At 68.3% G+C, this 25,158-nt stretch carries 22 protein-coding genes and 1 pseudogene; 14 read left to right on the forward strand and 9 right to left on the reverse strand.

Translation table 11 applies throughout. The features are described from left to right. Nucleotide 1: 1 nt before the first annotated feature. The 4 genes from pstC to purM all read right to left on the reverse strand — a co-directional run bounded on the left by pstC (nucleotide 2) and on the right by purM (nucleotide 4,291). A complete protein-coding gene (gene pstC / locus J3S89_RS18690) occupies nucleotides 2–991 on the reverse strand; it encodes a phosphate ABC transporter permease subunit PstC (protein ID WP_230488899.1) in 990 nt (329 codons plus the stop codon). Between the two features lie 72 nt (nucleotides 992–1,063). After that, complete coding sequence (gene pstS, locus J3S89_RS18695) at nucleotides 1,064–2,122, reverse strand: phosphate ABC transporter substrate-binding protein PstS (protein ID WP_420801286.1); 1,059 nt, start codon at nucleotides 2,120–2,122, stop codon at nucleotides 1,064–1,066. A 394-nt stretch (nucleotides 2,123–2,516) separates the two neighbouring features. After that, nucleotides 2,517–3,188 (reverse strand): phosphoribosylglycinamide formyltransferase, encoded by a 672-nt coding sequence (gene purN, locus J3S89_RS18700; protein ID WP_338019765.1) that lies wholly within the window; start codon nucleotides 3,186–3,188, stop codon nucleotides 2,517–2,519. Next, a complete protein-coding gene (gene purM / locus J3S89_RS18705; protein WP_217929451.1) occupies nucleotides 3,185–4,291 on the reverse strand; it encodes a phosphoribosylformylglycinamidine cyclo-ligase in 1,107 nt (368 codons plus the stop codon). Before purM ends, purN begins: the two co-directional genes overlap by 4 nt. Before the next feature lie 179 nt (nucleotides 4,292–4,470). On the opposite strand from purM, the gene J3S89_RS18710 reads away from it, so the two are divergent. The 6 genes from J3S89_RS18710 (at nucleotide 4,471) to J3S89_RS18735 (ending at nucleotide 11,698) form a co-directional block, all read left to right on the forward strand. Then, nucleotides 4,471–5,064 (forward strand): CDP-alcohol phosphatidyltransferase family protein, encoded by a 594-nt coding sequence (locus J3S89_RS18710; protein ID WP_217929452.1) that lies wholly within the window; start codon nucleotides 4,471–4,473, stop codon nucleotides 5,062–5,064. Next, nucleotides 5,061–6,152, forward strand: coding sequence for an AI-2E family transporter (locus J3S89_RS18715; protein WP_217929454.1), 1,092 nt, complete (start codon nucleotides 5,061–5,063; stop codon nucleotides 6,150–6,152). The genes J3S89_RS18710 and J3S89_RS18715 overlap by 4 nt, the downstream gene beginning before the upstream one ends. Further along, entirely contained in the window at nucleotides 6,145–6,858 is a 714-nt protein-coding gene (locus J3S89_RS18720; protein ID WP_217929455.1) for a P-loop NTPase family protein, read from the forward strand. Before J3S89_RS18715 ends, J3S89_RS18720 begins: the two co-directional genes overlap by 8 nt. Before the next feature lie 145 nt (nucleotides 6,859–7,003). Further along, the gene (locus J3S89_RS18725) at nucleotides 7,004–9,121 is read left to right on the forward strand and encodes an RNA degradosome polyphosphate kinase (RefSeq protein ID WP_230488905.1); all 2,118 of its coding nucleotides are present in this window, start codon (nucleotides 7,004–7,006) and stop codon (nucleotides 9,119–9,121) included. After that, on the forward strand, nucleotides 9,063–10,649 hold the full coding sequence (locus J3S89_RS18730; RefSeq protein ID WP_338019764.1) for a Ppx/GppA family phosphatase: 1,587 nt from the start codon (nucleotides 9,063–9,065) through the stop codon (nucleotides 10,647–10,649). Before J3S89_RS18725 ends, J3S89_RS18730 begins: the two co-directional genes overlap by 59 nt. Continuing rightward, entirely contained in the window at nucleotides 10,646–11,698 is a 1,053-nt protein-coding gene (locus tag J3S89_RS18735; protein WP_217929456.1) for a lysine-2,3-aminomutase-like protein, read from the forward strand. The genes J3S89_RS18730 and J3S89_RS18735 overlap by 4 nt, the downstream gene beginning before the upstream one ends. Before the next feature lie 16 nt (nucleotides 11,699–11,714). Here J3S89_RS18735 and J3S89_RS18740 read toward each other — a convergent pair whose 3' ends face one another. Then, nucleotides 11,715–12,803 (reverse strand): YeeE/YedE family protein, encoded by a 1,089-nt coding sequence (locus tag J3S89_RS18740; protein ID WP_217929457.1) that lies wholly within the window; start codon nucleotides 12,801–12,803, stop codon nucleotides 11,715–11,717. Between the two features lie 297 nt (nucleotides 12,804–13,100). After that, complete coding sequence (rnd, locus tag J3S89_RS18745) at nucleotides 13,101–14,282, reverse strand: ribonuclease D (RefSeq protein WP_217929463.1); 1,182 nt, start codon at nucleotides 14,280–14,282, stop codon at nucleotides 13,101–13,103. Nucleotides 14,283–14,469: 187 nt separating this feature from the next. Here rnd and bfr point away from each other — a divergent pair, with 187 nt between their 5' ends. Continuing rightward, nucleotides 14,470–14,949 carry a bacterioferritin gene (gene bfr, locus J3S89_RS18750; protein WP_217929465.1) on the forward strand — a complete coding sequence of 160 codons (480 nt, stop codon included), beginning with the start codon at nucleotides 14,470–14,472 and terminating at the stop codon, nucleotides 14,947–14,949. An 85-nt stretch (nucleotides 14,950–15,034) separates the two neighbouring features. Here bfr and J3S89_RS18755 read toward each other — a convergent pair whose 3' ends face one another. Continuing rightward, a complete protein-coding gene (locus J3S89_RS18755; RefSeq protein WP_217929471.1) occupies nucleotides 15,035–15,265 on the reverse strand; it encodes a (2Fe-2S)-binding protein in 231 nt (76 codons plus the stop codon). A gap of 436 nt (nucleotides 15,266–15,701) precedes the next feature. On the opposite strand from J3S89_RS18755, the gene aspS reads away from it, so the two are divergent. The 3 genes and pseudogenes from aspS to J3S89_RS23675 form a co-directional block, all read left to right on the forward strand. Then, nucleotides 15,702–17,621: an aspartate--tRNA ligase gene (gene aspS / locus J3S89_RS18760; RefSeq protein WP_217929473.1), complete on the forward strand. Its 1,920-nt coding sequence runs from the start codon at nucleotides 15,702–15,704 to the stop codon at nucleotides 17,619–17,621. A gap of 131 nt (nucleotides 17,622–17,752) precedes the next feature. Beyond that, nucleotides 17,753–18,043 (forward strand): hypothetical protein, encoded by a 291-nt coding sequence (locus J3S89_RS18765; protein WP_217929475.1) that lies wholly within the window; start codon nucleotides 17,753–17,755, stop codon nucleotides 18,041–18,043. Nucleotides 18,044–18,064: 21 nt separating this feature from the next. Continuing rightward, nucleotides 18,065–18,349: pseudogene (locus J3S89_RS23675) on the forward strand (DUF3592 domain-containing protein); the annotation flags it as partial. Nucleotides 18,350–18,422: 73 nt separating this feature from the next. On the opposite strand, the gene J3S89_RS18775 reads toward J3S89_RS23675, so the two are convergent. Then, nucleotides 18,423–19,730, reverse strand: a complete 1,308-nt coding sequence (locus J3S89_RS18775; RefSeq protein WP_217929477.1) for a YcbK family protein — start codon at nucleotides 19,728–19,730, stop codon at nucleotides 18,423–18,425. A gap of 217 nt (nucleotides 19,731–19,947) precedes the next feature. After that, the gene (locus tag J3S89_RS18780; RefSeq protein WP_217929479.1) at nucleotides 19,948–21,111 is read right to left on the reverse strand and encodes a hypothetical protein; all 1,164 of its coding nucleotides are present in this window, start codon (nucleotides 21,109–21,111) and stop codon (nucleotides 19,948–19,950) included. 295 nt (nucleotides 21,112–21,406) lie between these two features. On the opposite strand from J3S89_RS18780, the gene J3S89_RS18785 reads away from it, so the two are divergent. From J3S89_RS18785 to J3S89_RS18800, 4 genes are all read left to right on the forward strand, one after another. Next, entirely contained in the window at nucleotides 21,407–22,993 is a 1,587-nt protein-coding gene (locus J3S89_RS18785; RefSeq protein WP_217929481.1) for an EAL domain-containing protein, read from the forward strand. Between the two features lie 66 nt (nucleotides 22,994–23,059). Next, nucleotides 23,060–23,890 (forward strand): SMR family transporter, encoded by an 831-nt coding sequence (locus J3S89_RS18790; RefSeq protein WP_217929483.1) that lies wholly within the window; start codon nucleotides 23,060–23,062, stop codon nucleotides 23,888–23,890. A 415-nt stretch (nucleotides 23,891–24,305) separates the two neighbouring features. Further along, on the forward strand, nucleotides 24,306–24,719 hold the full coding sequence (locus J3S89_RS23680) for a transposase (protein ID WP_217929485.1): 414 nt from the start codon (nucleotides 24,306–24,308) through the stop codon (nucleotides 24,717–24,719). 137 nt (nucleotides 24,720–24,856) lie between these two features. Then, on the forward strand, nucleotides 24,857–25,036 hold the full coding sequence (locus J3S89_RS18800) for a transposase (RefSeq protein ID WP_217929487.1): 180 nt from the start codon (nucleotides 24,857–24,859) through the stop codon (nucleotides 25,034–25,036). Nucleotides 25,037–25,158 lie beyond the last annotated feature (122 nt).

A 25,158-nucleotide genomic window follows, 5' to 3' on the forward strand; every position in this document is an offset into this window, starting at 1 on the left:
ATCAGTCTCCCATTCTCGGGCGGACGAGGAACCGCGCCAGGGCCAGCACCAGGAAGGAGATGATGAACAGCGCCAAGCCCAGTTCCAACAGCGCGTGGAGCTTCATCGAGCCGGGACCGGCCTCGGGAAACTCGTTGGCGATGGTCGAGGCGATCGAGGCGCCGGGGGCGTAGAGCGTCGACTTGATGCGGTTTGCGTTGCCGATCACGAAGGTGACCGCCATGGTCTCGCCGAGCGCGCGTCCGAGCCCGAGCATCACGGCGCCGACGATCGCCGTGCGGCCGTAGGGCACCGTCACCGCGCGAAACACTTCCGACGTGGTGGCGCCGACGCCATAGGCGGCTTCCTTCAGCACCGGCGGCACCGAGACGAAGATCTCGACGAACATCGCCGTGATGAAGGGCATGATCATCAGCGCCAGGATCAGGCCGGCGGTGAGGATGCCGGTGCCGGCGGGGGCGCCGCTGAAGAGCTCGCCGATCAGCGGGATCGGCCCGAAGATCGTGGTGAGGAAGGGCTGCACCCAGCCCGACATCAGCGGCACGACGATGAAGAAGCCCCACATGCCGTAGATGATCGAGGGAACCGCCGCCAGGAGCTGCACCGCCGTGCCGATCGGCCGGCGCAGCGACTGCGGCGCGACCTCGGTCAGGAACAGGGCGATACCGAGCGAGGCGGGAAAGGCGAGGATCATCGCGATCACCGAGGTGATCAGCGTGCCGTAGAGCATCACCCCCGCGCCGTATTCCTCCGTCACCGGATTCCATTCGGTGGAGAAGAAGAAGCCGAGCCCGAACGTCTCCAGCGCGGGCAAGCCGCCCTTGAAGAGCATGACGATGATGGCGCCGAGAATGATCAGGACGAGCGTGGCCGCGCCGACGAGCCCATAGTGAAAGAGCTTGTCCTTCACCTGCTTGCTGGTCTGCGAGGCACCTTGGTGGAGGGACGTCGTGACGCCGGGCGGAGCCGAGTTCGGACTGATGGCGGTCAAGGGCTTGTCTCGCGTGAAATCGGGAGGAACCCCTCCGCGGATCACCGCGGAGGGGCCGTCACGTCGAAGATATCACTTCTTCCAGATCGGGGCGCCGGAGGCGTCCTTGATCTCGCTCGCCCAGGCCGCGCGGACGCGGTCCTTCACGGCCGCCGGCAGAGCGATGTAGTGCAGCTTTTCGGCCGCCTCGTCGCCCTTGGCGTAGGCCCAGTCGAAGAACTTCATGACTTCGAGCGAGTTCGCCGGCTCCTTCGGGTCCTTCGGCAGAAGGATGAAGGTGGCGGAGACGATCGGCCAGGCGGTCTCGCCGGCGGTGTCGATCATCGAGGCGTCGAAGTTCTTGACGGAGGCCCAGTCGGCGGACGCCGCGGCGGCCTGGAACGCCGGAACGGTCGGCTTGACGAACTTGCCGGCCTTGTTCTGGAGCTGGGTGGTGGTCAGCGAATTGGCCGAGGCATAGACGTACTCGACGTAGCCGACCGCGCCCTTGGCGTTCTTGACCGAACCGGCGACGCCGTCGTTGCCCTTGGCGCCGTTGCCGGCTTCCCACTTGACGGAGGTGGCCGCGCCGACCTTGCCCTTCCAATCGGCCGAGACCGACGAGAGATAGGTGGTGAAGACGTAGGTCGTGCCCGAGCCGTCCGAACGATAGACCGGCAGGATGGCGAGGTCGGGGAGCGTCACGCCCGGGTTCATCTTGGCGATGACCGGATCGTTCCACTTGGTGATCTTGCCGAGATACATGTCGGCGACGACCGGACCGGACAGCTTCAACTCGTCGGCCTTGACGCCGTCGAGGTTGACGATGACGACCACCGAGCCGACCACGGTCGGGAACTGGAGGAGGTTGCCCTTCTCGAGCTTGGCCGGATCCATCGGGGCGTCGGAGGCGCCGAAGTCGACGGTGCGGTTGAGGATCTGGGTCTGACCACCGCCCGAACCGATCGCCTGATAGTTCAGGGCGCTGCCGGTGGCGGCCTTGTAGTCGGATCCCCAGGCGCCGTACACGGGAGCCGGGAACGTGGCGCCGGCGCCGGTGAAGTCACCGGCCAGAACGGGAGCCGTGAAGCAGCCGAGCAGGGCGACCGCGGCGAGCGACGCGCGCATCGAAGCAGCAGCGGTGTTGGTCATGTCAAAATCTCCTTGTTCGACGGGTCACCCCGAAGCCAGGGGACCATGCATCGTGATCCATGACAGTTTCATGTCACATGGCGACGGAGATTCCCCGGGCCCCTCCGACGACCTCGCCGTCGCGTTTCGACGAGGAAGGCGGTCGTGGATATGTCTAGAAATAAGGATGAATTCGAATTCGCACAGTTGCCGGGGTCGATCGGCAAGGTCTGCGCTTCATGAATCGCCGCGAATGCGCGCCGCCCGCAAGCTTGTTCTGTCGATCTCTGGGAGGTCTCGGAAGGGGGCATCGCGTCCGACGTGCCGCGATCCTCGCCGAAACTCGCGCAGACCCCGTTCCGCCGCGACGGGGAGGGGGCGCGGCGACGTCGATTCGTGACGAAGACGCGGTCGTTCAGCGCGGCGAGATCAGGGCCTCGGCCGGGGGCGAGGGCAGGCGGGTCTCGACCCGCTCCCGGCCTTCGGCGTCCTGGACGACGCGCGCCGCGCCGCTCGCCACGCGCGCGAGCGCCAGCGGATAGATGCGGTGTTCCTGGACGAGCACGCGCGCGGCCAGTGTGTCGGGCGTGTCGTCGTCGAGGACCGGCACGGCCGCCTGGACGATGATCGGCCCGACGTCCATCTCGGGACGCACGAAATGAACGGTGCAGCCGGCGATCTTGACGCCGTCGGCGAGCGCCCGCTCATGAGTGTGCAGCCCCTTGTAGGAGGGCAGCAGCGCCGGATGGATGTTGATCAGCCGATCGTGCCAGCGCTCGATGAACCAGGGCGTGAGAAGCCGCATGAAGCCGGCGAGAACCACCAGTTCGACGCCGTGCGCCTCGAGCCGCTCGACGACCGCCCGCTCGAACGCTTCGCGCCCGTCATAGGCCTTGTGATCGACCACCAGCGTCGCGATGCCGGCGGCTTCCGCCTTGGCGAGTCCGCCGGCGTCGGCGCGGTTCGAGATCACGCAGACGATCTCGGCGGGATAGGCGGGATCACGCGCCGCCGCGATCAGCGCCGCCATGTTGGATCCGCCACCGGAGATCAGAATGCCGACGCGGCGGCGGCCGAGCGTGGTCACTGGCCGCGCCAGGTCAGATCGAGCTTGCCGCGGGTGTCGACCCAGGCGCGCTTGCCGTGCTCGTCGGCGTCGCGGCCGGTGCCGTCCTGGAGCCAGCCGAGCGTCACGCAGGTCTCGCCCTGGGCGCGGAACGCTTCGGAAATGTCGTGCGCCTTGTCGGCCTCCACCACCAGCACCATGCCGATGCCGCAGTTGAAGGTGCGCAGCATCTCGGCCTCGGAGATGCCGCCCACATGCGCCAGCCACTTGAAGACCGACGGCACCGCGCAGGCGTAGAGATCGATCTCGGCGACGCAGAGGTCGGGCAGCACGCGCGGCATGTTCTCGATGAAGCCGCCGCCGGTGATGTGGGCCATCGCCTTGATGCCACCGAGCGAGCGCATCACCTCGAGGATCGGCTTGACGTAGATCCGCGTCGGCTCGAGCAGCGCGCGCGCGACCGAGGTCCCCGGCTGGAACGGCGCCTCGTCGTTCCAGTCGAGCCCGGCCTGCTTCACCAGCCGGCGAACCAGCGAATAGCCGTTGGAATGGACGCCCGACGAGCCGAGGCCGAGCAGCACGTCGCCCGGGCCGGTGGTCTTCGACGGCAGGATCGCGTCGCGCTCGACCGCGCCGACCGCGAAACCGGCGAGATCGTAGTCGTCGGTCTTGTACATGTCGGGCATCTCGGCGGTCTCGCCGCCGATCAGCGCGCAGCCGGCCATCTGGCAGCCCTTGCCGATCGAGGCGATGACCCGCTCGGCGACGTCGAGGTCGAGCTTGCCGGTCGCGAAATAGTCGAGGAAGAACAGCGGCTCGGCGCCCTGGACGACGAGATCGTTGACGCTCATCGCCACGAGATCGATGCCGATCGTGTCGTGGATGCCGGTCTCGATCGAAATCTTGAGCTTGGTGCCGACGCCGTCGTTGGCCGCGACCAGAACCGGATCCTGGTAGCCGCAGGCCTTGAGGTCGAACAGTCCGCCGAAGCCGCCGATGGCGGTGTCGGCGCCGATCCGCCGGGTCGCCTTGGCGATCGGCGCGATGCGGCGGACCAGCGCGTTGCCGGCCTCGATGTCGACGCCCGACTGCGCGTAGGTCCAGCTGTTCTTGGCCTCGGACATGGTGGCATGCTCCCCCGTGAGATCTCATCGGTGGGGATGGACGATCGGTGCCGGTTTTGCAAGTCCGTATCACGGCGAAGCCCGGGTTCCCCCGCAATTCGGACCATTACGAGGACCACTTGGAGGAATGCTCCGGCGGGACCACATTGTGAGGGAAGAACGAGAGCGCGGGAACCGCCATGGCCTCCAACATCACCATTCCCAACCTGATCACCGTGGTGCGCCTGATCCTGGTGCCGGTGGCGATCGACGCGCTCCTCGCCGAGCGCTACGACGTGGCCTTCTGGGTGTTCCTGATCGCCGGCGTCTCCGACGGCATCGACGGTTGGATCGCCCGCCGGTTCGATCAGCGCTCCGAACTCGGCGCCTATCTCGACCCGATCGCCGACAAGGCCCTGCTGGTCTCGATCTTCGTCACTCTGGGTCTCGTCGGCGTCCTGCCGGTCTGGCTGGTGATCCTGGTGGTCTCGCGCGACATTCTGATCGTCGGCGGCGTCGTTCTGTCGTGGATGCTCGGCAGCGCCGTGCCGATCCGGCCGCTCCTCGTCTCCAAGGCCAACACCACCGTCCAGATCGCCTTCGCCGCCCTGGTGCTCTCCGCCGGGGCCTTCGGCTGGGATCCCGGCCGGCTGTGGTTTGCGGGCGAGATGCTGGTCGCGGCATTGACGGCGATTTCCGGGGCTGCCTATGTCTTCGACTGGTTGCGGGTGATGTCGTCGGCGCCGGGGGATCCCGGTCGCGCCGGCGGGTCGGTTGAGGGGACGGACGAGTGACGCTCGAACGCCAACTGCGCTTCTGGCTCGGCGCCGTCGCCCTGCTGGTCGGATTTCTCTGGCTCTTCTCCGGCGTGCTGCTGCCCTTCGTGGTCGGCATCGCGCTCGCCTATCTGCTCGACCCCGCCGCCGACCGCCTCGAGCGGCTCGGCCTGCCGCGCACCGCCGCCGCGCTCACCATCATCCTCGGCATCGTCGTGATGTTCCTGATGGCGCTGATCCTGGTGGCGCCGCTGCTCGGCGAACAGTTCTCCACCTTCGTGGAGGAACTGCCCAACTTGATCACCCGCCTGCGCGCGCTCGCCGCCCCCTGGATCGACGGCCCCCTCGGCCGTCTGATGGGCGAGAACGCCGCCGCCCTCGAGGCCAATCTCGGACAGGCGATCACCCAGGGCGCCGGCTGGGTCGCGCAATTGCTGCAACCGATCCTGTCGAGCGGCAAGACGATCCTGTCGGTCCTGTCGGTGATCGTCATCGCCCCCGTGGTCGCCGCCTACATGCTGATCGACTGGGATCGCATGATCGACCGCATCGACGACTGGCTGCCGCGCCGCCATCGCCCGGTTCTGCGCCGCCTCGCCTCCGAGATGAACGACGCCGTCTCCGGCTTCGTGCGCGGGCAGGTCGCCGTCAGTATCACCATGGGTCTCTTCTACGGCCTCGGCCTCGCCCTGGTCGGCCTGCGATTCGGCCTCCTCATCGGTCTGATGGCCGGCGTGCTCGGCGTCATACCCTATCTCGGCTTCGGCTCGGGCCTGATCGCCGGCCTGATCGTCGCCCTGGTGCAGTTCTGGCCCGATTGGCACGGCATCGCCCTGGTGCTCGCGGTCTTCGCGGTGGGGCAGGGGCTCGAGGGCTGGATCCTGACGCCGAACTGGGTCGGCCGCTCGGTCGGGCTCCATCCGGTCTGGCTCCTGTTCTCGCTCTTCGCCTTCGGCTCCCTCTTCGGCTTCGTCGGCATGCTGGTGGCGGTGCCGGCCGCCGCCTCGATCGGCGTCCTCGCCCGCTACGCGTTGGAGCAATATCTGGCGAGCCCGCTGCACGACGACGGCTTCGACGCCGACGAGACCGGCCGGCCCGATGTCTGAGACGCGCCAGTTGCCGCTCGATCTGCCGGTCGTCGAACGGCGCGGTCGCGAGGACTGGATCGTCTCCGACGCCAACCGCGCCGCGACCGAACTGGTCGATCGCTGGCCCGATTGGCCGAGCGACGTCGTGCTGGTGGTCGGCCCCGTCGGCTCCGGCAAGAGCCATCTCGCCCAGCTCCTCGCCGAACGAGCCGGCGCCGCCGTGGTCGCCGCCGCCGATCTCGCCCGCCTCGATCCGCTCGCCCTCGCCGCGCGCCCGGCCGTCGTCGTCGAGGATGCGGACGGGACGGTCGACGAGACCGCGCTCTTCCACCTCCTCAACGCCACCCGTCAGGCCGGATCGAGCCTGATGATCACCACGCCCCGGCCGCTCGCCGACTGGGGGCTGGCGCTGCCTGATCTCGTCTCGCGCCTGCGGGCTGCGACGCCGGTCGCGCTCGCCGAGCCCGACGACGCGCTGCTCGAGGCGCTGATCGCCAAGCTCTTCGCCGATCGCCAGACCGTGGTCGATCCCGCCGTCGTCGCCTATCTCGCGCGGCGGATGGAGCGGTCCTTCGCCGTCGCCCGCGAACTGGTCGCCGCCCTCGACCGCGAGGCGCTGGCGGTGAAGGCGCCGGTCGGCCGCGCCGTCGCCGCCCGCGTGCTCGCCCGAGGCTTCGGCCGCGATCCGCACGACGACCAACTCGACGAAGACCCGGAAGAGTGAGACGTTCCGTCATCAAACGCGCACACTGGCCGGTGCACGATGGCCGCTCGCACGACGCGAATCACACCCCGAGGGAGGACCCGCAGCCGTGAACGTCAGGACCGCCGATCCGCAGACCGTCGATCACTCCGATGCGACGACGAGCATGCAGCGCTACGTCAATCGTGAGCTCTCCTGGCTCGGCTTCAATCGGCGCGTTCTCGAGGAGAGCGCCAACGTCGATCATCCGCTGCTGGAGCGACTGCGCTTCCTGTCGATCTCCGCCGCGAACCTCGACGAATTCTTCATGGTGCGCGTCTCCGGCCTCGTCGAGCAGCACCGCGCCGGCCTCGCGACCCGCTCCGACGACGGCCTCACCCCGTCCGAGCAGCTGACGGTCATCGGCGAGGCGGTGTCCTCGCTGACCGGCGAGCAGCAGCGCCTGTGGCGCGAGCTCCATGGCGAGTTGGCGGCCGTCGGCGTCGTGCTGATCGACGGCGACGGGCTCACGGCGGAGGAGCGCGACTGGCTGCGCGGCCACTTCCTCGGCCACATCTTCCCGGTCCTGACCCCGCTCGCCTGCGACCCGGCCCATCCCTTCCCGTTCATTCCCAATCTCGGCTTCTCGCTGGTGCTCGATCTCGCCCGCGTCGGCGGCGGCGAGGGGATGACGGCGCTGATCCGCATGCCCTCGACGCTCGAGCGCTTCATCGAGCTGCCCAATCTCGACGGCAACGCCGGAGTGAAGCGCTTCATCGCGCTCGAGACGGTGATCTGCCTGCACATCGCCGGCCTCTTCCCCGGCTACGACGTCCGCGCCAAGGGCGCCTTCCGCGTCATCCGCGACTCGGACATCGAGATCGAGGAGGAGGCGGAGGATCTGGTCCTCGTCTTCGAGACCATGTTGAAGCGCCGCCGTCGCGGCGTCGTCATCCGCCTCGAGATCGAGAGCGCCACGCCGGAGCGCCTGCGCGGCTTCGTCGCCGAGAGCCTCGGCGTCGAGCCCGACGGCATCCATCTGGTCGACGGCCTCCTCGCCCTCAACGAACTGTCGCAACTCGTCGGCGTCGATCGGCCGGAGTTGAAGTTCCGCCCCTACGAGCCGCGTTTCCCCGAGCGGATCCGCGAATTCGGCGGCGACTGTTTCGCCGCCATCAAGTCGAAGGACTTCGTCGTCCATCACCCCTACGAGAGCTTCGACGTCGTCGTGCAGTATCTGATGCAGGCGGCGCGCGATCCCGACGTGGTGGCGATCAAGCAGACGCTCTACCGCACCTCCAAGAACAGCCCGATCGTCAAGGCGCTGTCGGAAGCGGCGGAAGCCGGCAAGTCGGTGACGGCGGTCGTCGAGCTGAAGGCGCGCTTCGACGAGGAGGCCAACATCCGCTGGGCGCGCGACCTCGAGAAGGCCGGCGTCCAGGTGGTGTTCGGCTTCATGGAGCTGAAGACGCACGGCAAATTATCGATGGTGGTGCGCCGCGAGCAGGGCCAGCTCGCCACCTATTGCCACATCGGCACGGGCAACTATCACCCGATCACCGCGCGCATCTACACCGACCTCAGCTATTTCACCGCCGATCCGGCGATCGGCCGCGACGTCGCCCGCATCTTCAACTTCGTCACCGGCTACGCCCAGCCGCAGGCGCTCGAGAAGCTGGCGATCAGCCCGCTGACGCTCCGCTCGCGCATCGTCGAGCACATCGACGCCGAGATCGCTCACGCCCGGGCCGGCCGTCCCGCCCAGATCTGGATCAAGCTCAATTCGCTGGTCGACAGCCGCATCATCGACAAGCTCTACGAGGCCGGCCGCGCCGGGGTGAAGGTCGACATCGTCGCTCGCGGCATCTGCTGCCTGAGGCCCGGCGTGCCCGGGCTTTCCGACAACATCACCGTCAAATCGATCGTCGGGCGCTTCCTCGAGCATTCCCGCATCTTCTGCTTCGGCAACGGCCATGGACTTCCCTCGGCCGAGGCGATCGTCTACATCGGGTCTGCGGACATGATGCCGAGGAATCTGGATCGCCGCGTCGAGGTGCTCTGTCCGATCACCAACGCGACGGTGCACCAGCAGATTCTCGATCAGATCATGATCGCCAACCTGCGGGACAACCAACAGAGCTGGCGCCTGTTGCCCGACGGGGGGCACGAACGCATCCGGCCGGCGGAGGGCGAGGAGCCCTTCAACGTCCACAAATACTTCATGACCAACCCATCGTTGTCGGGCCGTGGCAAATCCTCCAAGACCGATCAGCCGCGAAGCATCGTTCGTCTGCCCCGAACCTGAGGGTTGGCGCGGACTGGTCTCGCGTTGCGACGCCCCGGGCCGCCTCCAGGGCCTGGGGCCGATCGCCGTCGTCGACATCGGCTCCAACTCGGTGCGTCTCGTCGTCTACGAACGGCTGACGCGCGCGCCGACGGTGCTGTTCAACGAGAAGGTCCTCGCCGGTCTCGGCAAGGGCCTGTCGAAGACCGGCCGTCTCGCCGAGACCTCGCTCGCCCAGGCGCTCGCGGCGGTGCGCCGCTTCAAGCACGTCGCCGACCAGTGCGGCGCCGCGAGCCTGCACGTGCTGGCGACCGCCGCCGCCCGCGAAGCGGAGAACGGGCCGCCCTTCGTCGAGGAACTCGAGCGCATCTGCGGCGTCCGCGTCCAGGTTCTGAGCGGTGCCGACGAGGCGCGTCTCGCCGCCCTCGGCATCGTCGCCGGCATCCATGACGCCGACGGCATCGCCGGCGACCTCGGCGGCGGCTCGCTCGAACTGGTCGACATTCGCGGCGAGACCTTCGGCGAGGGCCTGACCTATCCGCTCGGCGGCATCCGCCTGCAGGAGGCCTCGGAAGGCTCGATTCGCAAGGCCGAGCGCATCGCCCAGCAGGTGCTCGAGAAGACCCCGATCCTGCCGGCATTGGCCGGGCGCAGCTTCTACGCGGTGGGCGGCACCTGGCGCTCGCTCGCCAAACTGCACATGCATCAGACCGACTATCCGCTGCGGGTGATGCACAATTATTCGATCCCCGCCGACGTCGCCCTCGATCTCTGCCGCGAGGTCGGGCGCGGCGCGGTCGAGCTTCTGCCGCGCATCGAATCGGTCTCCAAGCAACGCCGCGAGCTGCTGCCCTTCGGCGCCGTGGTGCTCGCCCAGGTGATCCGGGCCGGACGGCCGAAGGACGTCGTCCTCTCCGCGCTCGGCTTGCGCGAGGGCCATCTCTACGAGTTGCTCTCGCCCGAGGAGCGGCTGCGCGATCCGCTCCAGGCGGCGTCCGAGGAACTCGCCTACCTGCGCTCGCGCTCGCCGGCCCACAACGAGGAGACCGGCGCCTGGACCGGCGCCGTCTTCGCCGCCCTCGGCCTCGACGAGACGGCCGAGGAGACGCGCCTGCGCCGTGCCGCCTGCCATCTCGCCGACATCGGCTGGCGCGCTCATCCCGACTATCGCGGCACCCAGAGCCTCGCGATCATCTCCAACGCCGCCTTCATCGGCGTCGATCATCCCGGCCGCGCCTTCCTGGCGCTCGCCAACTTCTACCGCCACATGGGCCTGATCGACGACGCGGTCAGCCCGCGCCTGATCCAACTGGCGCCGCCGCGCCTGTTGCAGCGCGCCAAGGCGCTGGGGGCCTCGTTCCGCGTCGCCTTCATCCTGTCGGCGGCGATGCCGGGCATCCTGCCCGACGTCGCGGTCGGCCGTCGCGGCAATCGTCTGGTGATGGATCTGCCGCCCCATCTCGCCGATCTCGACGGCGAGGTGCTGCAACGCCGCTTCCGCCAATTGGCGAAGCTCGTCGGCCTCGACACCGAGATCCGGCACGTATGAGCGCGCGGGACCTGCGCACCGTCGACGATCTCGTCGCCGCCGGCCTCGTCGCACCCGAGGCGGCGCCGGGCCTCGCCCGCGTCGTCGACCGTTTCGCCCTGACCGTCACCGCCGACATGGCGGCGCTGATCGATCCCGCCGACCCGGCCGACCCGATCGCCGCGCAGTTCGTGCCCTCGCCCGAGGAACTGGTGACGCGGCCCGACGAGACCCCCGATCCGATCGGCGACGATCCGCACGAGGTCGCCCCCGGCGTCACCCATCGCTATCCCGATCGGGTGCTGCTGAAGCCGACCCATCTCTGCCGGATCTATTGCCGCTTCTGCTTCCGTCGCGACCGCGTCGGCGACGGCGAGGCCAATCTCTCCGAGGCCGATCTCGACGCCGCCATGGCCTATGTCGCGGCTCACCCGGACGTCTTCGAGGTGATCCTGACCGGCGGCGACCCGCTGGTCCTCTCCGATCGCCGCCTCGGCCTGATTCTCGATCGGCTGGAGGCGATCCCCCACGTCGAGGTGGTGCGGATCCACTCGCGCGTCCCCGTGGTCGACCCCGAACGGGTGAGCGCCGCGACCGCCGCCCTGCTGCGCCGCCGCTTCGCCACCTGGATGGTGATCCACGTCGACCATCCCCGCGAACTGACAGAGAGGGCGGCGGCGGCGATCGGCCGACTGGTCGATGCCGGCGTCCCCGTCCTGTCGCAGACGACGCTGCTCGCCGGCGTCAATGCCGACGCCGAGACCCTCGAGGCGCTGTTCCGCCGTCTCGTGACGCTCCGGGTGAAGCCCTATTACCTGCACCATCTCGACCGCGCCGAGGGCACCGCCCGCTACCGCACCACGGTCGAGGAAGGGCGCGGACTGATGCGGCGTTTGCGCGGACGCCTCACCGGCATCGCCCAGCCGACCTATGTGTTGGATATCCCCGGCGGCGCCGGCAAGGTGCCGATCGGCCCGGATCCGCTGACGGAGGTCGGGGAGGGGGAGGGCGGCACCCGCCGCTGGTCGGTCGAGGACCCGAACGGCACGCGCCACGATTGGGAAGGGTGACCGGGCATACGCCCGATCACAGCCGTTCGAGCATCTTCAGACCGAGCAGGCCGCCGGCGACCAGCGCGGCGAAGGCGATGAACGAGCCCGCCGCCAGCGTCGCCGCCCCGGTGATCGCCTGCCCGACGGTACAGCCGAGCGCCAAGACGCCGCCGATCCCCATCAGCACCGCGCCGAAGAGATTGCGGACCGTGTCCTGAGCATCGAAGAAGGTGGCGAGCTTCAGCCGCCCCGTCGCGGCCCCGACCAGGAACGCGCCGATCATCGTCCCGAACAGGCTGGCGACGCCGAAATTCGGCCAGCCCAGCGCCGTGTAGCGCTGGATCCACTCGAGCCCGTCGCCCGAGGGCCGCACGAAGCTGAGCGAGATCGGCGCCTGCGCCGACGCCGCCATCTCGTCATAGGCGAGGCTCGTCAGCGCCCAGCCGACGACGACACAGAGGCCGATGCCGAGACCGCCGAGAAGATGCGGCGGCGAGGCGCGGAAGTCGCGGTTGCCGAGGGTGACGGCGGCGAGGGCGGCGACGAGGACGAGGGTGACGATCATCTCCGCCGTGCCCGCCGGAAGGCCACCCGCCCGCCCGAGGAACGCGCCGAGACTCTGGCTCGGAAGGCCCGAGGCGGCGAGATCGACCGCCGTCGCGCTCGTCAGCGCCGCTCGCGCCGGCCCGAGCAGGCCGCCGATCGCCGCATAGGCCGAGACCCCGATCACCATCACGACCACCAGCGACCTGAGATCGCCGGTGCCGGCGCGCACCAGATTGCGGCTGGCGCAGCCCCCGGCGAAGACCATGCCGAAGCCGAACAGGAGCCCGCCCAGGATCGCCCCGAACCAGTCGAAGGTGGTGGTGAGATACATCGCCTTGGAGACGTCGAGCCCGATCGCGAGCCGCAGCACCTGGGTACCGGCGATCGCCGTGCCGCAGGCGAGAAGCCACGCGCGAAACCGGCGCGAGTCGCCGAAATTCAACATGTCGGAAAGCGAACCCATCGTGCAGAAATTGGTGCGCTGGACGATCGCGCCGAAGATCATCCCGATGATCAACCCGCCGATCGTCAGAGCCCCGGCCGCATTCTCCGCGAGATACGCCTGCAACGTCTCCATGATCCCACCCCCTCGGTCGCTCTCCCCGCGAGCCGGCTCCCGAGACGATCGCCCCGAGCGTGGGGGCGTGTCCTTCTTGTCGAGACCGGGCTTCGCCACCGAGGCGCGTCGTTCAGTGACGGTTCGGCGGCGTGATTATCCGTGGCGGTCAAATCGATTCAATCGGGGGAAAACCCCCGCTGAACAGGGGGAGAATCCCTGTGACGATCGGTCTCGGGGGGAGGGGACTCGCGAGAGGGGAAGACGCGCCGGGGAGGCGCGTCCGTCCGAGAGCGGGGTCGGCGCGGGGGAGGGACGTCAGACCTTCTTGGCGCCCTTGCGCTCGACCGGCTCGCATTCGACCGCGACGACCTTGCGTCCGTCGAAGGAGAGCGCGAGGCGGCCGTGCTTCAGCTCGAGCGCACGCTCGCCGAAGAGTTCGCGGCGCCAGCCCTTCATCACCGGCACGTCGGCCGCGTCGTCGGCGGCGATCGCGTCGAGTTCGTCGACGGTGGCGACCACCTTGGAGGCGACGCCGTTCTTCTCGCAGACGAGCTTCAGGAGCACCTTCATCAGGTCGACGGCCGCCCCGGCCCCGTCCGGCATCGGCCGGCCCTTGGGCACCGGCGGCAGGTCGGCCTTGGGGATCTCCAGCGCCCGCTTGACGCAGGCCAGGATCTCCTCGCCGGCGCGGCTGCGCTCGAAGCCCTTGGAGAGCGAGCGCAGATTGGAGAGGGCGGCGGCGTCGCGCGGCTGATCGGCGGCGATCTCGAAGATCGCCTCGTCCTTCAGAACCCGCGAGCGCGGCACGTCGCGCGACCGCGCCTCGCGCTCGCGCCAGGCCGCCAGCTCCTTCAGGATCGCCAACTCGATCGGCTTGCGGATGCGCAGCTTGAGCCGCTCCCAGGCGTTCTCGGGCTTCAGGTCGTAGGTCTCGGTGGAGGTCAGGACCTCCATCTCTTCCGCCACCCAGTGAGCGCGATCCTGCTCTTCCAGGCGCTTCTTCAGGTGATGGTAGACGTCGCGCAGATGGGTGACGTCGGACAGCGCGTAATCGAATTGCTTCGGGGTCAGCGGACGCCGGGTCCAGTCGGTGAAGCGCGACGACTTGTCGATGTGGTGGCCGGAAATGCGGTTCACCAACTGATCGTAGGAGATCGAGTCGCCGAAGCCGCAGACCATCGCCGCGACCTGGGTGTCGAACACCGGATGCGGCACGAAGCCGCCGAGATTGAAGACGATCTCGATGTCCTGCCGGCCCGAGTGGAACACTTTGACCACGGCCTCGTTGCGCATGAGGTCGAGGAACGGCCCCATGTCGAGCCCCGGCGCCAGCGCGTCGACGACGACGGCGGTGTCGGGGCCGGCGAGCTGGGCGACGCACAGCTTCGGCCAAAAGGTGGTTTCGCGCAGAAACTCCGTATCGACCGCCACATAGGGGTGAGCGGCGAGACGGGCACAGGCGGCGGCGAGATCTTCGGTGGTGCTGATGAGCTGCATGGACCCGGTCTATAGCGCGGTTGCGCGTCCTTGTCGCCTGGGGAAGGCCCGGACCCGGCGCCGTCCGCGAACAGCCCCCGGTCGCTTGCAAAGAGACCGCAATCGGCTATTCGTTGGCAAGAGCGAAATTCACGCGCGGTCGGCGTCGTCGACCGGGCCCCTGGGGATCGATCGCGGAGACGAGATCATGAAGGGCGACGCCAAGGTCATCGACTATTTCAACCGGGGTCTGCGCAGCGAGCTGACCGCCATCAATCAATATTGGCTCCACTACCGAATCCTCGACAATTGGGGCCTGAAGGGGATGGCCGCGATCTGGCGCAAGGAATCGATCGAGGAGATGGAACACGCCGCCGCCTTCACGGCGCGGATCCTCTTCCTCGAGGGCTTCCCCAACATGCAGGTGCTCGACCCCTTGCGCATCGGCGAGACCGTCGAGGAGATCCTCCAGGCCGACCTCGCCGCCGAACTCGGCGCCCGCGCCCTCTATCAGGAGGCCGCGGCCTATTGCGAGGAGGTCAAGGACTACGTCTCGCGCGATCTCTTCGTGAAGGTCATGACCGCCGAGGAGGATCACATCGATTTCCTCGAGACCGAACTCGACCTGATCGGCCGGATCGGCGTCCAGCTCTACACCCAGACCAAAATCGGCGGCGGCGCCTCCTGATCGAGGCGCGGGACGGCCGGCGAAGGATGAGAAGGCCCCGGAAGCGGGGCCTTCGTCGTATCCGGGCCTACGTTTCGAGGCGCCGTCACTCGGCGGCGATCAGGGAGACGTCGTCGACCAGGACCGGGCAGGAGTCCCGACCGTCGGCGCGGACGGAGCGCAGGACGTCGCGAATGGTGCGCGCGCAGCGCCCGCAGTTCGGCCGACAGCCGAGGCACCCGAACACCTCGGAGACTCGGATCGGCACGGCGCCGTCGTCGTTCACCGCGCGGCGGACCGCCCCCTCGCTCAAGACGTTGCAAGAACAGACGATCACCCGGCTTCCCTCCGCCCTCACGGCCGCCCCGTTCCACGGCGCCCGCGTCGGGTTCCCGACAGGGCCGCCGCCGCGCGCGACTCACGAGCAAGTCTCGGGCCGCTCGTCGCCGGCACGTTTCCGTCACCTCTCACCATATGAGGTATTGCGACGCATTCGCAAGATGGGACCGACACGTAGGGGCACGGAATCGCGCGAGGGCAGGGGGCGTGATCGCGTCGAGGGGCGCGACGGGTGCCGGCGAGGGGCGGCCGAGGCGGTTCCTCACGCGGGATGCGCCCGCCGGGGGCCGGCGAAGCTTGACAAGGTCCGGCGCGCATGCGCTCTTGCGGCCGACTTTCGACCCCTGCCGAGGCCGATCGCGCGAAGGGATTCGCCGGTCTCCGGTCCGCTCGAGGCGGGGTCGATCACCGTAGAGACATTCGAGATCCGCGCCATGCACCGCTACCGCTCCCACACCTGCGCCCAACTCACCTCGGCCGACGCCGGCGACACCGCGCGCCTTTCCGGTTGGGTCCATCGTGTGCGCGATCACGGCGGCCTGCTGTTCATCGATCTGCGCGATCACTACGGCATGACCCAGGTGGTCTGCGACCCGGACAGCCCCGCCTTCAAGGTGGCCGAGACCGTGCGCGGCGAGTGGGTGATCCGCATCGACGGCACCGTCAAGAAGCGCACCCCCGAGACCATCAACCCGAACCTGCCGACCGGCGAGATCGAGGTCTTCGCCCGCGAGATCGAGGTGCTCTCCACCGCCAAGGAACTGCCGCTGCCGGTCTTCGGCGAGCCGGACTATCCCGAGGATACGCGCCTCAAGTACCGCTTCCTGGATCTGCGCCGCGAGACGCTGCACAAGAACATCATGACGCGCACGCGGATCGTCTCGACCCTGCGCAACAAGATGAACGAGATCGGCTTCAACGAGTTCACCACGCCGATCCTGACCGCCTCGAGCCCGGAAGGCGCGCGCGACTTCCTGGTGCCGAGCCGCATCCATCCCGGCAAGTTCTTCGCCCTGCCGCAGGCGCCGCAGCAGTACAAGCAGCTCCTGATGGTCGCCGGCTTCGACCGCTATTTCCAGCTCGCGCCCTGCTTCCGCGACGAGGATCCGCGCGCCGACCGTCTGCCGGGCGAATTCTATCAGCTCGACCTCGAGATGAGCTTCGTCACCCAGGACGACCTCTTCGCCACGATGGAGCCGGTCATCCTCGACACGTTCGAGAAGTTCGCCGGCGACAAGACCGTCCGCCGCGAGGTGCCGCGCATTCCCTATGACGTCGCCATGCGCAAATACGGCACCGACAAGCCGGATCTGCGCAACCCGATCGTCATGGAGGCCGTCACCGAGCATTTCGCCGGCTCCGGCTTCAAGGTCTTCGCTCGCATGATCGATGGCGATCCAAAGGCGGAGGTTTGGGCAATTCCCGCTCGTACGGGTGGCTCTCGCGCCTTCTGTGACCGCATGAATGGATGGGCGCAGTCCGAGGGCCAACCAGGTCTTGCATACATTTTTTGGCGCGAAGTAAAGCTGCCTGGGCTCGATTTCTTTGGGTATGTAGAAGACGATGGGGGTATTGCACCCGATCAGTCGACAAATGCTCATTTTGCTCGGGCGATTGAACAGCAGAATGCTTGGAAGAAACTGCGAGTTGATCTTGGGAACGGCTTGTGGAGAGAGGCGGCTGGTCCGGTTGCCAATAACATCGGCCCGGAGCGCACCGAGGCGATCCGCGCCCAGCTCGGGCTTTCCGCCGGCGACGCCTGCTTCTTCGTGGCGGGCCGCCCGGAGAAGTTCGTCAAATTTGCCGGTGACGCACGCACCCGCGTCGGCAAGGAACTCGGCCTCACCAACGAGAGCGAATACGCCCTCGCCTGGATCGTCGACTTCCCCTTCTACGAATGGGACGAGGAAGAGAAGGCGGTCGCCTTCTGCCACAACCCCTTCTCGATGCCGCAGGGCGGCATGGACGCGCTCCTGAACCAGGATCCGCTGACCATCAAGGCCTATCAGTACGACATGGTCTGCAACGGCTACGAGATCGCCTCCGGCTCGATCCGCAACCACAGCCCCGAGACCATGATCAAGGCCTTCGAGATCGCCGGCATGTCCAAGGACGTGGTCGAGGAGAAGTTCGGCGGCATGTACCGCGCCTTCCAGTACGGCGCCCCGCCGCACGGCGGCATGGCCTTCGGCGTCGACCGCATCGTGATGCTGCTGGTCGGCGTCTCGAACCTGCGCGAGATCACGCTGTTCCCGATGAACCAGCGCGCCGAGGATCTCCTGATGGGCGCGCCCTCGCAGGCGACGCCGAAGCAGCTGCGCGAGCTCCACATCAAGCTCAATCTGCCGAACTGATCGGCCGCGCACCGCGATCTCGAAATGAAGAGGGGCCTCGCGGCCCCTTTTTTCGTCTCCGACGGCGCGAGCCCTCGCGAGACCGCCCGGAACGGCTCATGCTCGACCGATCGCGTCGAAGGGAGCCCGACATGACCGGCGCAGAGGAGAAACCGGCCCGCCCGGATGCCGGCGAGCCGACGGCCGGCGGCGAGCGACCGCCGGTCCGCACCCGCTTCTGGATCTTCCTCGTCGGAGTCGGGGCAGGCCTCGCCGCGCTCGGCGGGCATGGCCTGTGGCTCGGATGGGAGACGACGAAATGGCCGCGCGTCGAGGCGGAGATGGTCTCCTCCGACGTCACCGTGCGCGTGACCGCCTCGTCGAGCGGCACGCCGACCATCGGTTTCTTCGCCGGCGGCCGGCGCGACGAAGTCGCGTCCTAAGCGGCGAGCTTCCGCTATGTCGTCGACGGGGTCGAACACGTCGCCCACTGCATCGAACGCGGCGACCTCGGCCTCCAGAACTCGCAACTGTCGCGAGATCTCGGCCTCGCCCATCCGATCGGCTCGCGCGCCATGGTCGCCGTCGACCCGGACGACCCGGGCCACGCCCATCTGGTCCCGGGCATGAGTTCGGCGGCGAAGATGGTGACCGGGGTCGGCTTGGCGCTGATGCTGACCGGCCTCTGGGTCCGCGCGGTCTCGCGTGTCTCCGCGACCCCGGCGGTACGCCGCCGCCGTCGGCGCTGAGAGACGGACCGCGGACGCGGTCGCTCTGGCCTGAAGCCGACCTCGGTTCGCCCTGTCCGGATCCTCGCCGGCTTCAGTCCGCCATCTGGCTGATGTCGATCTTGCCGGTGCCGGCCGGTTGGGCCGCGGCGAGCGCCGCCGGCACCTTGCCCCATTTGCCCGGCGCCCCGCGCATGGCGAAGAACGAGCCGCAGCCGTATTTCCAGTCGCGCGGGGTGCCGATGTCGACGTGGATCATCGTGGCGTGACAGTAGGTGCCGACGCCGCCGACCCCGGGAATGGTGCGGGCGAAGGCGGCGAGCGTCGGAGCGCCGACGCCGGGCACCTGGATGTCGGCCGCCGCGCATTGGCGATGCAGCGAGCCCTGGCGGCCGCGATCGCGGAAGCCGGAGGTGATGATCACCTTCTGATGATATTTCGCCTCGATCCGCCGCAGCAGATCGACCAGTTCGGGCTTGAGGCAGGCGGTCTCCACCGACTCCGTCTGCAGCACGTAGGGGACGCCGAAGGGCGTGTCGATCGTCGTCTTCGGCGGCGCCTTGACCGGCTCGGTCGGGCTCGAGAAGAAGCCGAGGAGTCCCGGAGGCGGCTCCGATCCCCGCCGGGGGCCCGGCGGCGGCGCCGGTTCGACCTCGATCGGATCGGGTCCGGTGGCCTTGTCGACGCCGGGAGCGCTGGGCGCCAGGATCGCCATCGGCGCGCCGGGCGCGACCGAGGCCAGATGCGTCGGACGGGGACGCGGCAGCGGCAGCGCCTCCGCGTGCGGCGGCTCATAGGCGGGACGGGCTCGCGGTACCACGACGATCGACTCGTCGTCCTCCTCGTCGTCGGAGCCTTGCGTGGCGGCCGCCGCCGCACCCGGCACCATCAGCGTCGGGTTGCCGAGCGAGGCGACGCGCATGCCGGTCCGGTCGATGTGATCCTCGATCGCCGCTCCGGCGTCGCCCGTGGCACTCGCGGCGGCATAGCCGAGCGCGGCCGACGAGGCGTCGCTGTCGGTGAGGGCGGCGGTCTCCGGATCCGGCGCGGTGAAGCCGGCCGCGGCGGCCGAGGTCGCCATCGGTTCGACGGCGCTGGCGATCGCCGCCAGCTTGCCGCCGGTCGGCAGACGATCGGATTTGGCGAGGGGCGTGACGCTCGCGCTCTGGCCGGCGACCGGATCGGCCGACACGGCCTTGGGCAGCGACAGAGCGAGGCCCATGAAGCCGATCAGCGCGGCACCGGCGCCGAAGGTGCTCCCGGCCAGTGCATGGGCGACGTGGCGACGGTCGATCATGGCCATCAGACGCTGCAGCCGGCTCGGAGCGCGTTCCTCGACAGACATCGCCGCGGCGAAGATCGAGCGAATTCCGCGATCCGGTTTGGCCGAAGTCTGGCTCATGCGCTCTCGGGCTCTCGCTCTGGCACGTCGAAATCCGTCGCTCGTGCTCGAAATCCTCGGGCCGGGAGCGCGGTCGATACTCATGACGTTGCGTTGGAGCCGGAACCTACGTGATTTGCGGCCCGAGGACAACACCGCCCCGGCGCCGCCCCCGGCGCATCTCGTCGCACGACCGTCCGAGAGCGGCCTTTCCAGCCGCCCTCGGACGCATCGGGACTCAGTCGTTGGCGCTGACTTCGGCGCCCAGAACCGAGGGCAGGCTCTGCGGCGCCATCATCGCCGCGCCCATGATCTGGGCGACCGGCAGCGGCTGCTTCGGCATCGCCGACACGGTGAGCGACTTCGGCGCCTCGAGGAAGGTGCCGGCGGCCGAGGCCACCTTCTTCTCGAAGTCCTTGTTGCCGACCATCGACAGGATCGCCGGCAGCATCAGCTTGATCTGCTTGGCGTAGGTCTTGGAATCGACGCCCTGCTCCTTGGCCTGCATGCCGATCACGCGGGTGACCAGCGAGGCGTCGTCCCAGCGCAGCGACGCCTTCTCGACGGTGAGCTGCTGCAGGAGCTCCATCTGCTTGGCCTGATCGGCCTCCGCCTTCTTCATCTCCTCGATCACCGCCGGTGTCAGCCCGCCGATCGCCACGGCGAGCTTCAGCGTGCCCATGTCGGCGGCGCCGATGGTGAAGGAGGGGATGTCGAGACGGCCGGTCGTGTCGTCCCAGGTGCCGGAGAAGGCGACGTCGAGCGTGACCTTCTCGTAGCCGAGCGCCCGCGCCTGGGCGACGTCCGGATCGGCCGGATCGAGCGGCACGACGAGACCCTTCATGTCGAAGGAGGCCTTGCGCGGCATGTCGCCGACGTAGTCGTCGGCCGAGAACGTCACCGAGGCGATCGGTACGACCTTGGCGTCCTCGGTGGTGATGGTGATGCCGGTGACCTCGGCCCGCTGGACGCGCTCGCCGGACACCTTGCCGGGCACGACCTTGGCCGGCGCCTGACCGACGTATTTGGTGAGGAGCACGCGGTCGGCCTTGACCTTGGCGTCGTCCGCCTCGAGGTCGAAGCTCTCGGCGAGCACCTCGTCGGCGCTGTAGCCGCCGTCGGCGGTCGGCTTGGCGCCGGTCCAGGTGGTGCGCGCGACGGTGACGGTCGAGGTCTTGCCCTCGACCTCGGACACGATCTTGGTGTCGGAGATGGTGAAGCGCGCGTCGTCGCCCTCGATCTTGCCGTAGGAGACGTCCTTGGCGCCGTTGGCCTTGAGCGCCTGGGTGGTGATCTCGATCACCTTGTCGCGCGTGCTCTGGGCGAAGGCCGGGAGCGGCAGGGCGACACCGAGGGTCAGCGAAACGGCGACGAGCCGGGGGAGGCGAAGGGGTCTCGACATGGACGCTTCCTCGTGAGTCGGGATCGTGAAGGGAATGCTCGGGCCGGCGGCGGCAGTTTCGAGCCGTGGCGCGGACCTGATCTCACGCGGCTCATCCCCGCGCCGTGTGGCGGAATTGCGATGACGACGCAGCGTGATGCAGGATGACGGAATTTGCAATCGAGGCTCGATCCGAAAGACCGGCTCGCGCCGGCGCCGAAGCGATCTTCAGAACCTGTTTACCCTGTCGGGGGACACTCCCTCGAGACATCTCGTGGAATCGGGTAGCGACTTGGGCAGGCGCAACGTTCTCCTTGTGACCGCCGTCCTGATGGCGGTGGCGATCGGTCTGGCGCCGCTCCTGCTCGGGCGGATGGTGCTGCATGCCCATGCGGAGCGATTCGGGCGCGAGGAGATAGGCGCCATCGCCACCCGCCAGATGCAACGCGCCGAGATGATCCTCGCCGAGGCGATTTCGGTTCTTCGCGAATCCGACCGGGCGGGTCTCGCCAGTTGCCGGCCCAACGATCTCGCTCTCCTCGGTGAAATGGCCGCGCGATCGCAGTTTCTGCGCCGTGTCGGCGTGGTCGACGCCTCCGGCCTGCCGATGTGCTTCGATCCGCCGCCGGCGCGCCGGCGCGGAACGGCGCTGTTCCGGCCCGACGCCTCGCGGCCCGTCACCATCGCGCTGCTCGATCCGGAAACCGTCCCCGACGCCGCCAAGGGCACCGTCGTGGTCGCCTGGCGCACCGGCGCCGGCGTTCATCTGGTCGGCGAGATCGCCCCCTCGATGCTCGACCTCGACGGCGGCGCCGAATATCTGCGCGGCGAGCGCTCGGTCCTGGTGGAGATCGGCGAAGGCGGCATCTGGGCCTCCTCCGGCGTCCGCCCGAACCGGGGCGAAGCGGTCGGGACCGAGATCCGCTCCGACTATTTCCCGCTCACGGTGCGCGTCTGGACCACCCGCGACGCCCTGCTCGAGGCCGTGCGCCCGCTCGAGGCGACCCTGACCATCGGCGCCGTCGCCTCCACGGTCGTGCTCGTCGGCTTCGCGCTGTGGCTCTTCCGCAAGCCGACCTCGGAGGTCGACGACGAGATCATCGTCGCGCTGCGCCGCTCGGAGTTCGAGCCCTATTTCCAGCCGGTGATGAACATCGACACGGGCCGTATCGAGGGCTGCGAGATGCTCGTGCGCTGGATCCGGCCCGACGGCACCATGGTCTCGCCCGGCGCCTTCATGTCCTATGTCGAGACCTCCGGCCACGTCTTCGAGATGACGCGCCTGCTGATGCGCAAATCGCGGGATCAGCTCGGCCGCCTCTATTCCGAGAACCCCGATCTGAAGCTCTCGATCAACCTCTTCGCCGGGCATTTCGACGACCGTCGCATCGTCGAGGACATCGTCGCCACCTTCGAGGACGGGCCGATCGCCTTCGATCAGCTGGTGTTCGAGGTGACCGAGCGCTATCCGCTGCGCGACGTGCCGCAGGCCCGCCGCGTCATCGCCGAGATGCACGCGCTCGGCTGTCGCGTCGCCCTCGACGACACCGGCACCGGCCACGGCGGCCTCGCCTACATTCAGCAATTGGGCATCGACATCGTCAAGATCGACAAGATGTTCATCGACGCCATGGGCGCCGACCTCGGCGCCTCCACCATCGTCGACGTCCTCGTCGAACTGGCGAATTCGCTCGACATGGGCGTCGTCGCCGAGGGCGTCGAGACCCAGGAGCAGCTCGAGCGCCTGCGCGCCAAGGGCGTGACCTCGGCGCAGGGCTACGTCTTCGCCCCGGCGCTGCCGGCCGCGCTCTTCATCGATCTCGCCGAGAGCATGCTGCGTCCGCGCCGCGCCGAGACGATCGCCCACGACGCCGAAGCAGACGCCGTCGAGGATGCCGCCTGAGGGCGGGGAGGGGGGCTGGCGGAGCCGCGCCGCATCGGCGACGATCCGCCGGAGGTCCCGCCCCACATGAGTCTCGTCGTCTTCCTCGCCGTTCTCGCCGCCGCCGCCGTCCACGCCGGCTGGAACGCGCTCGTCAAGAGTTCCGACGACAAGGCCGCCGCCACCGCGCTGGTCGGCATCGGGGCCGGACTGATCGGCCTCGCCGCGCTGCCCTTCGTCGACGCCCCGGCGCCGCCCGCGCGTCCCTGGCTCCTCGCCTCGGTCGTGTTCCAGGTCGGCTACATGGCGCTTCTGGTGAAGACCTATCGCCACGCCGACCTCGGCATCGCCTATCCCCTGATGCGTGGCGTCGCCCCGCTCCTCGTCGCCGCCTCGAGCCTCGTCGTCTTCGGCGAGCGCCTCGGGTCGTGGTCCTGGGTCGGCGTCGGCCTGATCTCGCTCGGCGTGGTCGGCCTCGTCTTCGCCTCGCGCGGCCGCACGCGCGGGGCATGGCTCGCCCTCCTCAACGCCTGTTTCATCGCCGGCTACACGCTGCTCGACGGACGCGGCGTGCGCCTCTCCGGCGCACCGCTCGGCTATGCCGCCTGGGGCGCGATCCTCACCGCGATCCCCTTGCTCGCCTGGGCGCTGGTCGCGCGCGGGCGCCGGCTCGTCGAAGACCTCCGCGGCCGTCTCCTCTACGGCCTCGTCGGAGGGGCGGCGACGATGCTCTCCTACGGCGTCGCGCTGTGGGCCATGACGCGCGCGCCGGTCGCCACCGTCGCCGCGCTGCGCGAGACCTCGATCGTCTTCGCCCTGCTGATCGGCCGCCACCTCTTCGCCGAACGCCTCGGCGCCGTCCGCATCACCGCCGTCGGGGTGGTCGTGGCGGGTGTACTGGCGTTGAGGCTGGGATGACTCCTAACTAATTACTTCATACGGTGTCCGAAATTTCATAGGATGCAATATATAGGAGGTACTTGGTGATGTTGTACTACGTATCACATATGACTCCTCACGGGCGTGCTCGTGTCCATAAAGGATCATGTATCCATTGTAGGGACGGGAAGGGGCAAGAAAACCAAGCCAAAACGGGCTCTGGTGCAACTGGATGGTCCGGTCCATTCGAAACCGCCGAAGCTGCCGCATCATATATGCGCAGGGAGTTTCCTCGTTTCAAAGACGTCGGGTTTTGCCAATATTGTAGCCCGGGGTCGATGACATCTAGGCTCTGTACCCTAACCCCTTGAGCGGCGGCGCGGAGACTGATTCAAGGCTTCCGAAAGAAGGCGTTCGATGGCGCACTTCGGTTTGACGGACGAGGGATGGTCGATTGTCCCCCCCCCTGCTTCCCGGAGCAGAGGGCAAGAAGAACGGGCGTCCGCGATTGGACGAGCGCAGGGTGCTGAACGGCACCTTCGTCGTGTTGCGGACCGGCGTGCCGTGGCGCGATCTGCCGGAGCGGTACGCTCCCTGCACGACGGTCTACAACCGCTTCAACCGATGGGCCAAGGCAGGGATCTGGATCGGCGTGTTCGAAGCTCTGTCGGCCCGATCGCCGGGGGCGGCCGGATTCGTCGCCAGTTTGATCATCCGCGCCCATCAAGTATGCCGGCCGACGAAAAGAGGGGCGCAGATCACGCCGTTGGCCGCGCTCGCGGAGCCTGAGCACCAAGATCAGTGTTCTGGAGGACTCGCGGGGACTCCCGGTGCGCATCGTACTCTCCCTCGGCTCGGCTTCCGATAAGGCGGCCATCCACTTTCTCTTCGACGGCTGGAGGGCCGGCGATGCCGTCGTCGACCGTGGATACGACGCCAGTGCCATTCTCCACTTGATAGCTGCGCTCGCAGGAACCGCGCATTCCGACCTGTTCGAATGGCCGCGTGCAGCGACCCGTCGCGCAGGACTGTTTCCGGAAGCGCAACATCGCCGAGTGGTTCTTCTGCAAACTGAAACGCTTCCGCCGCATCGCCACGCGCTACGAGAAACTCGCCGCGACCTATCTCGCAGCCGTTCTTCTCGCTGCCGCACGCCTCTGGATGCGATTTGACGCCATGACCTAGGTCCTGTTGACGAATAGGATTCCCCTTCGGGTCGTGGAGTGATTCAACGTCGCTTTCGGAGGGAGGCGACGTTGATTCGAGACCTGATGAGCGACGAGGAATGGGCGTTCTTCGAGCCGTTC

It is taken from the genome of Pinisolibacter aquiterrae, from assembly GCF_019160155.1.
Lineage (GTDB): Bacteria > Pseudomonadota > Alphaproteobacteria > Rhizobiales > Ancalomicrobiaceae > Pinisolibacter > Pinisolibacter aquiterrae.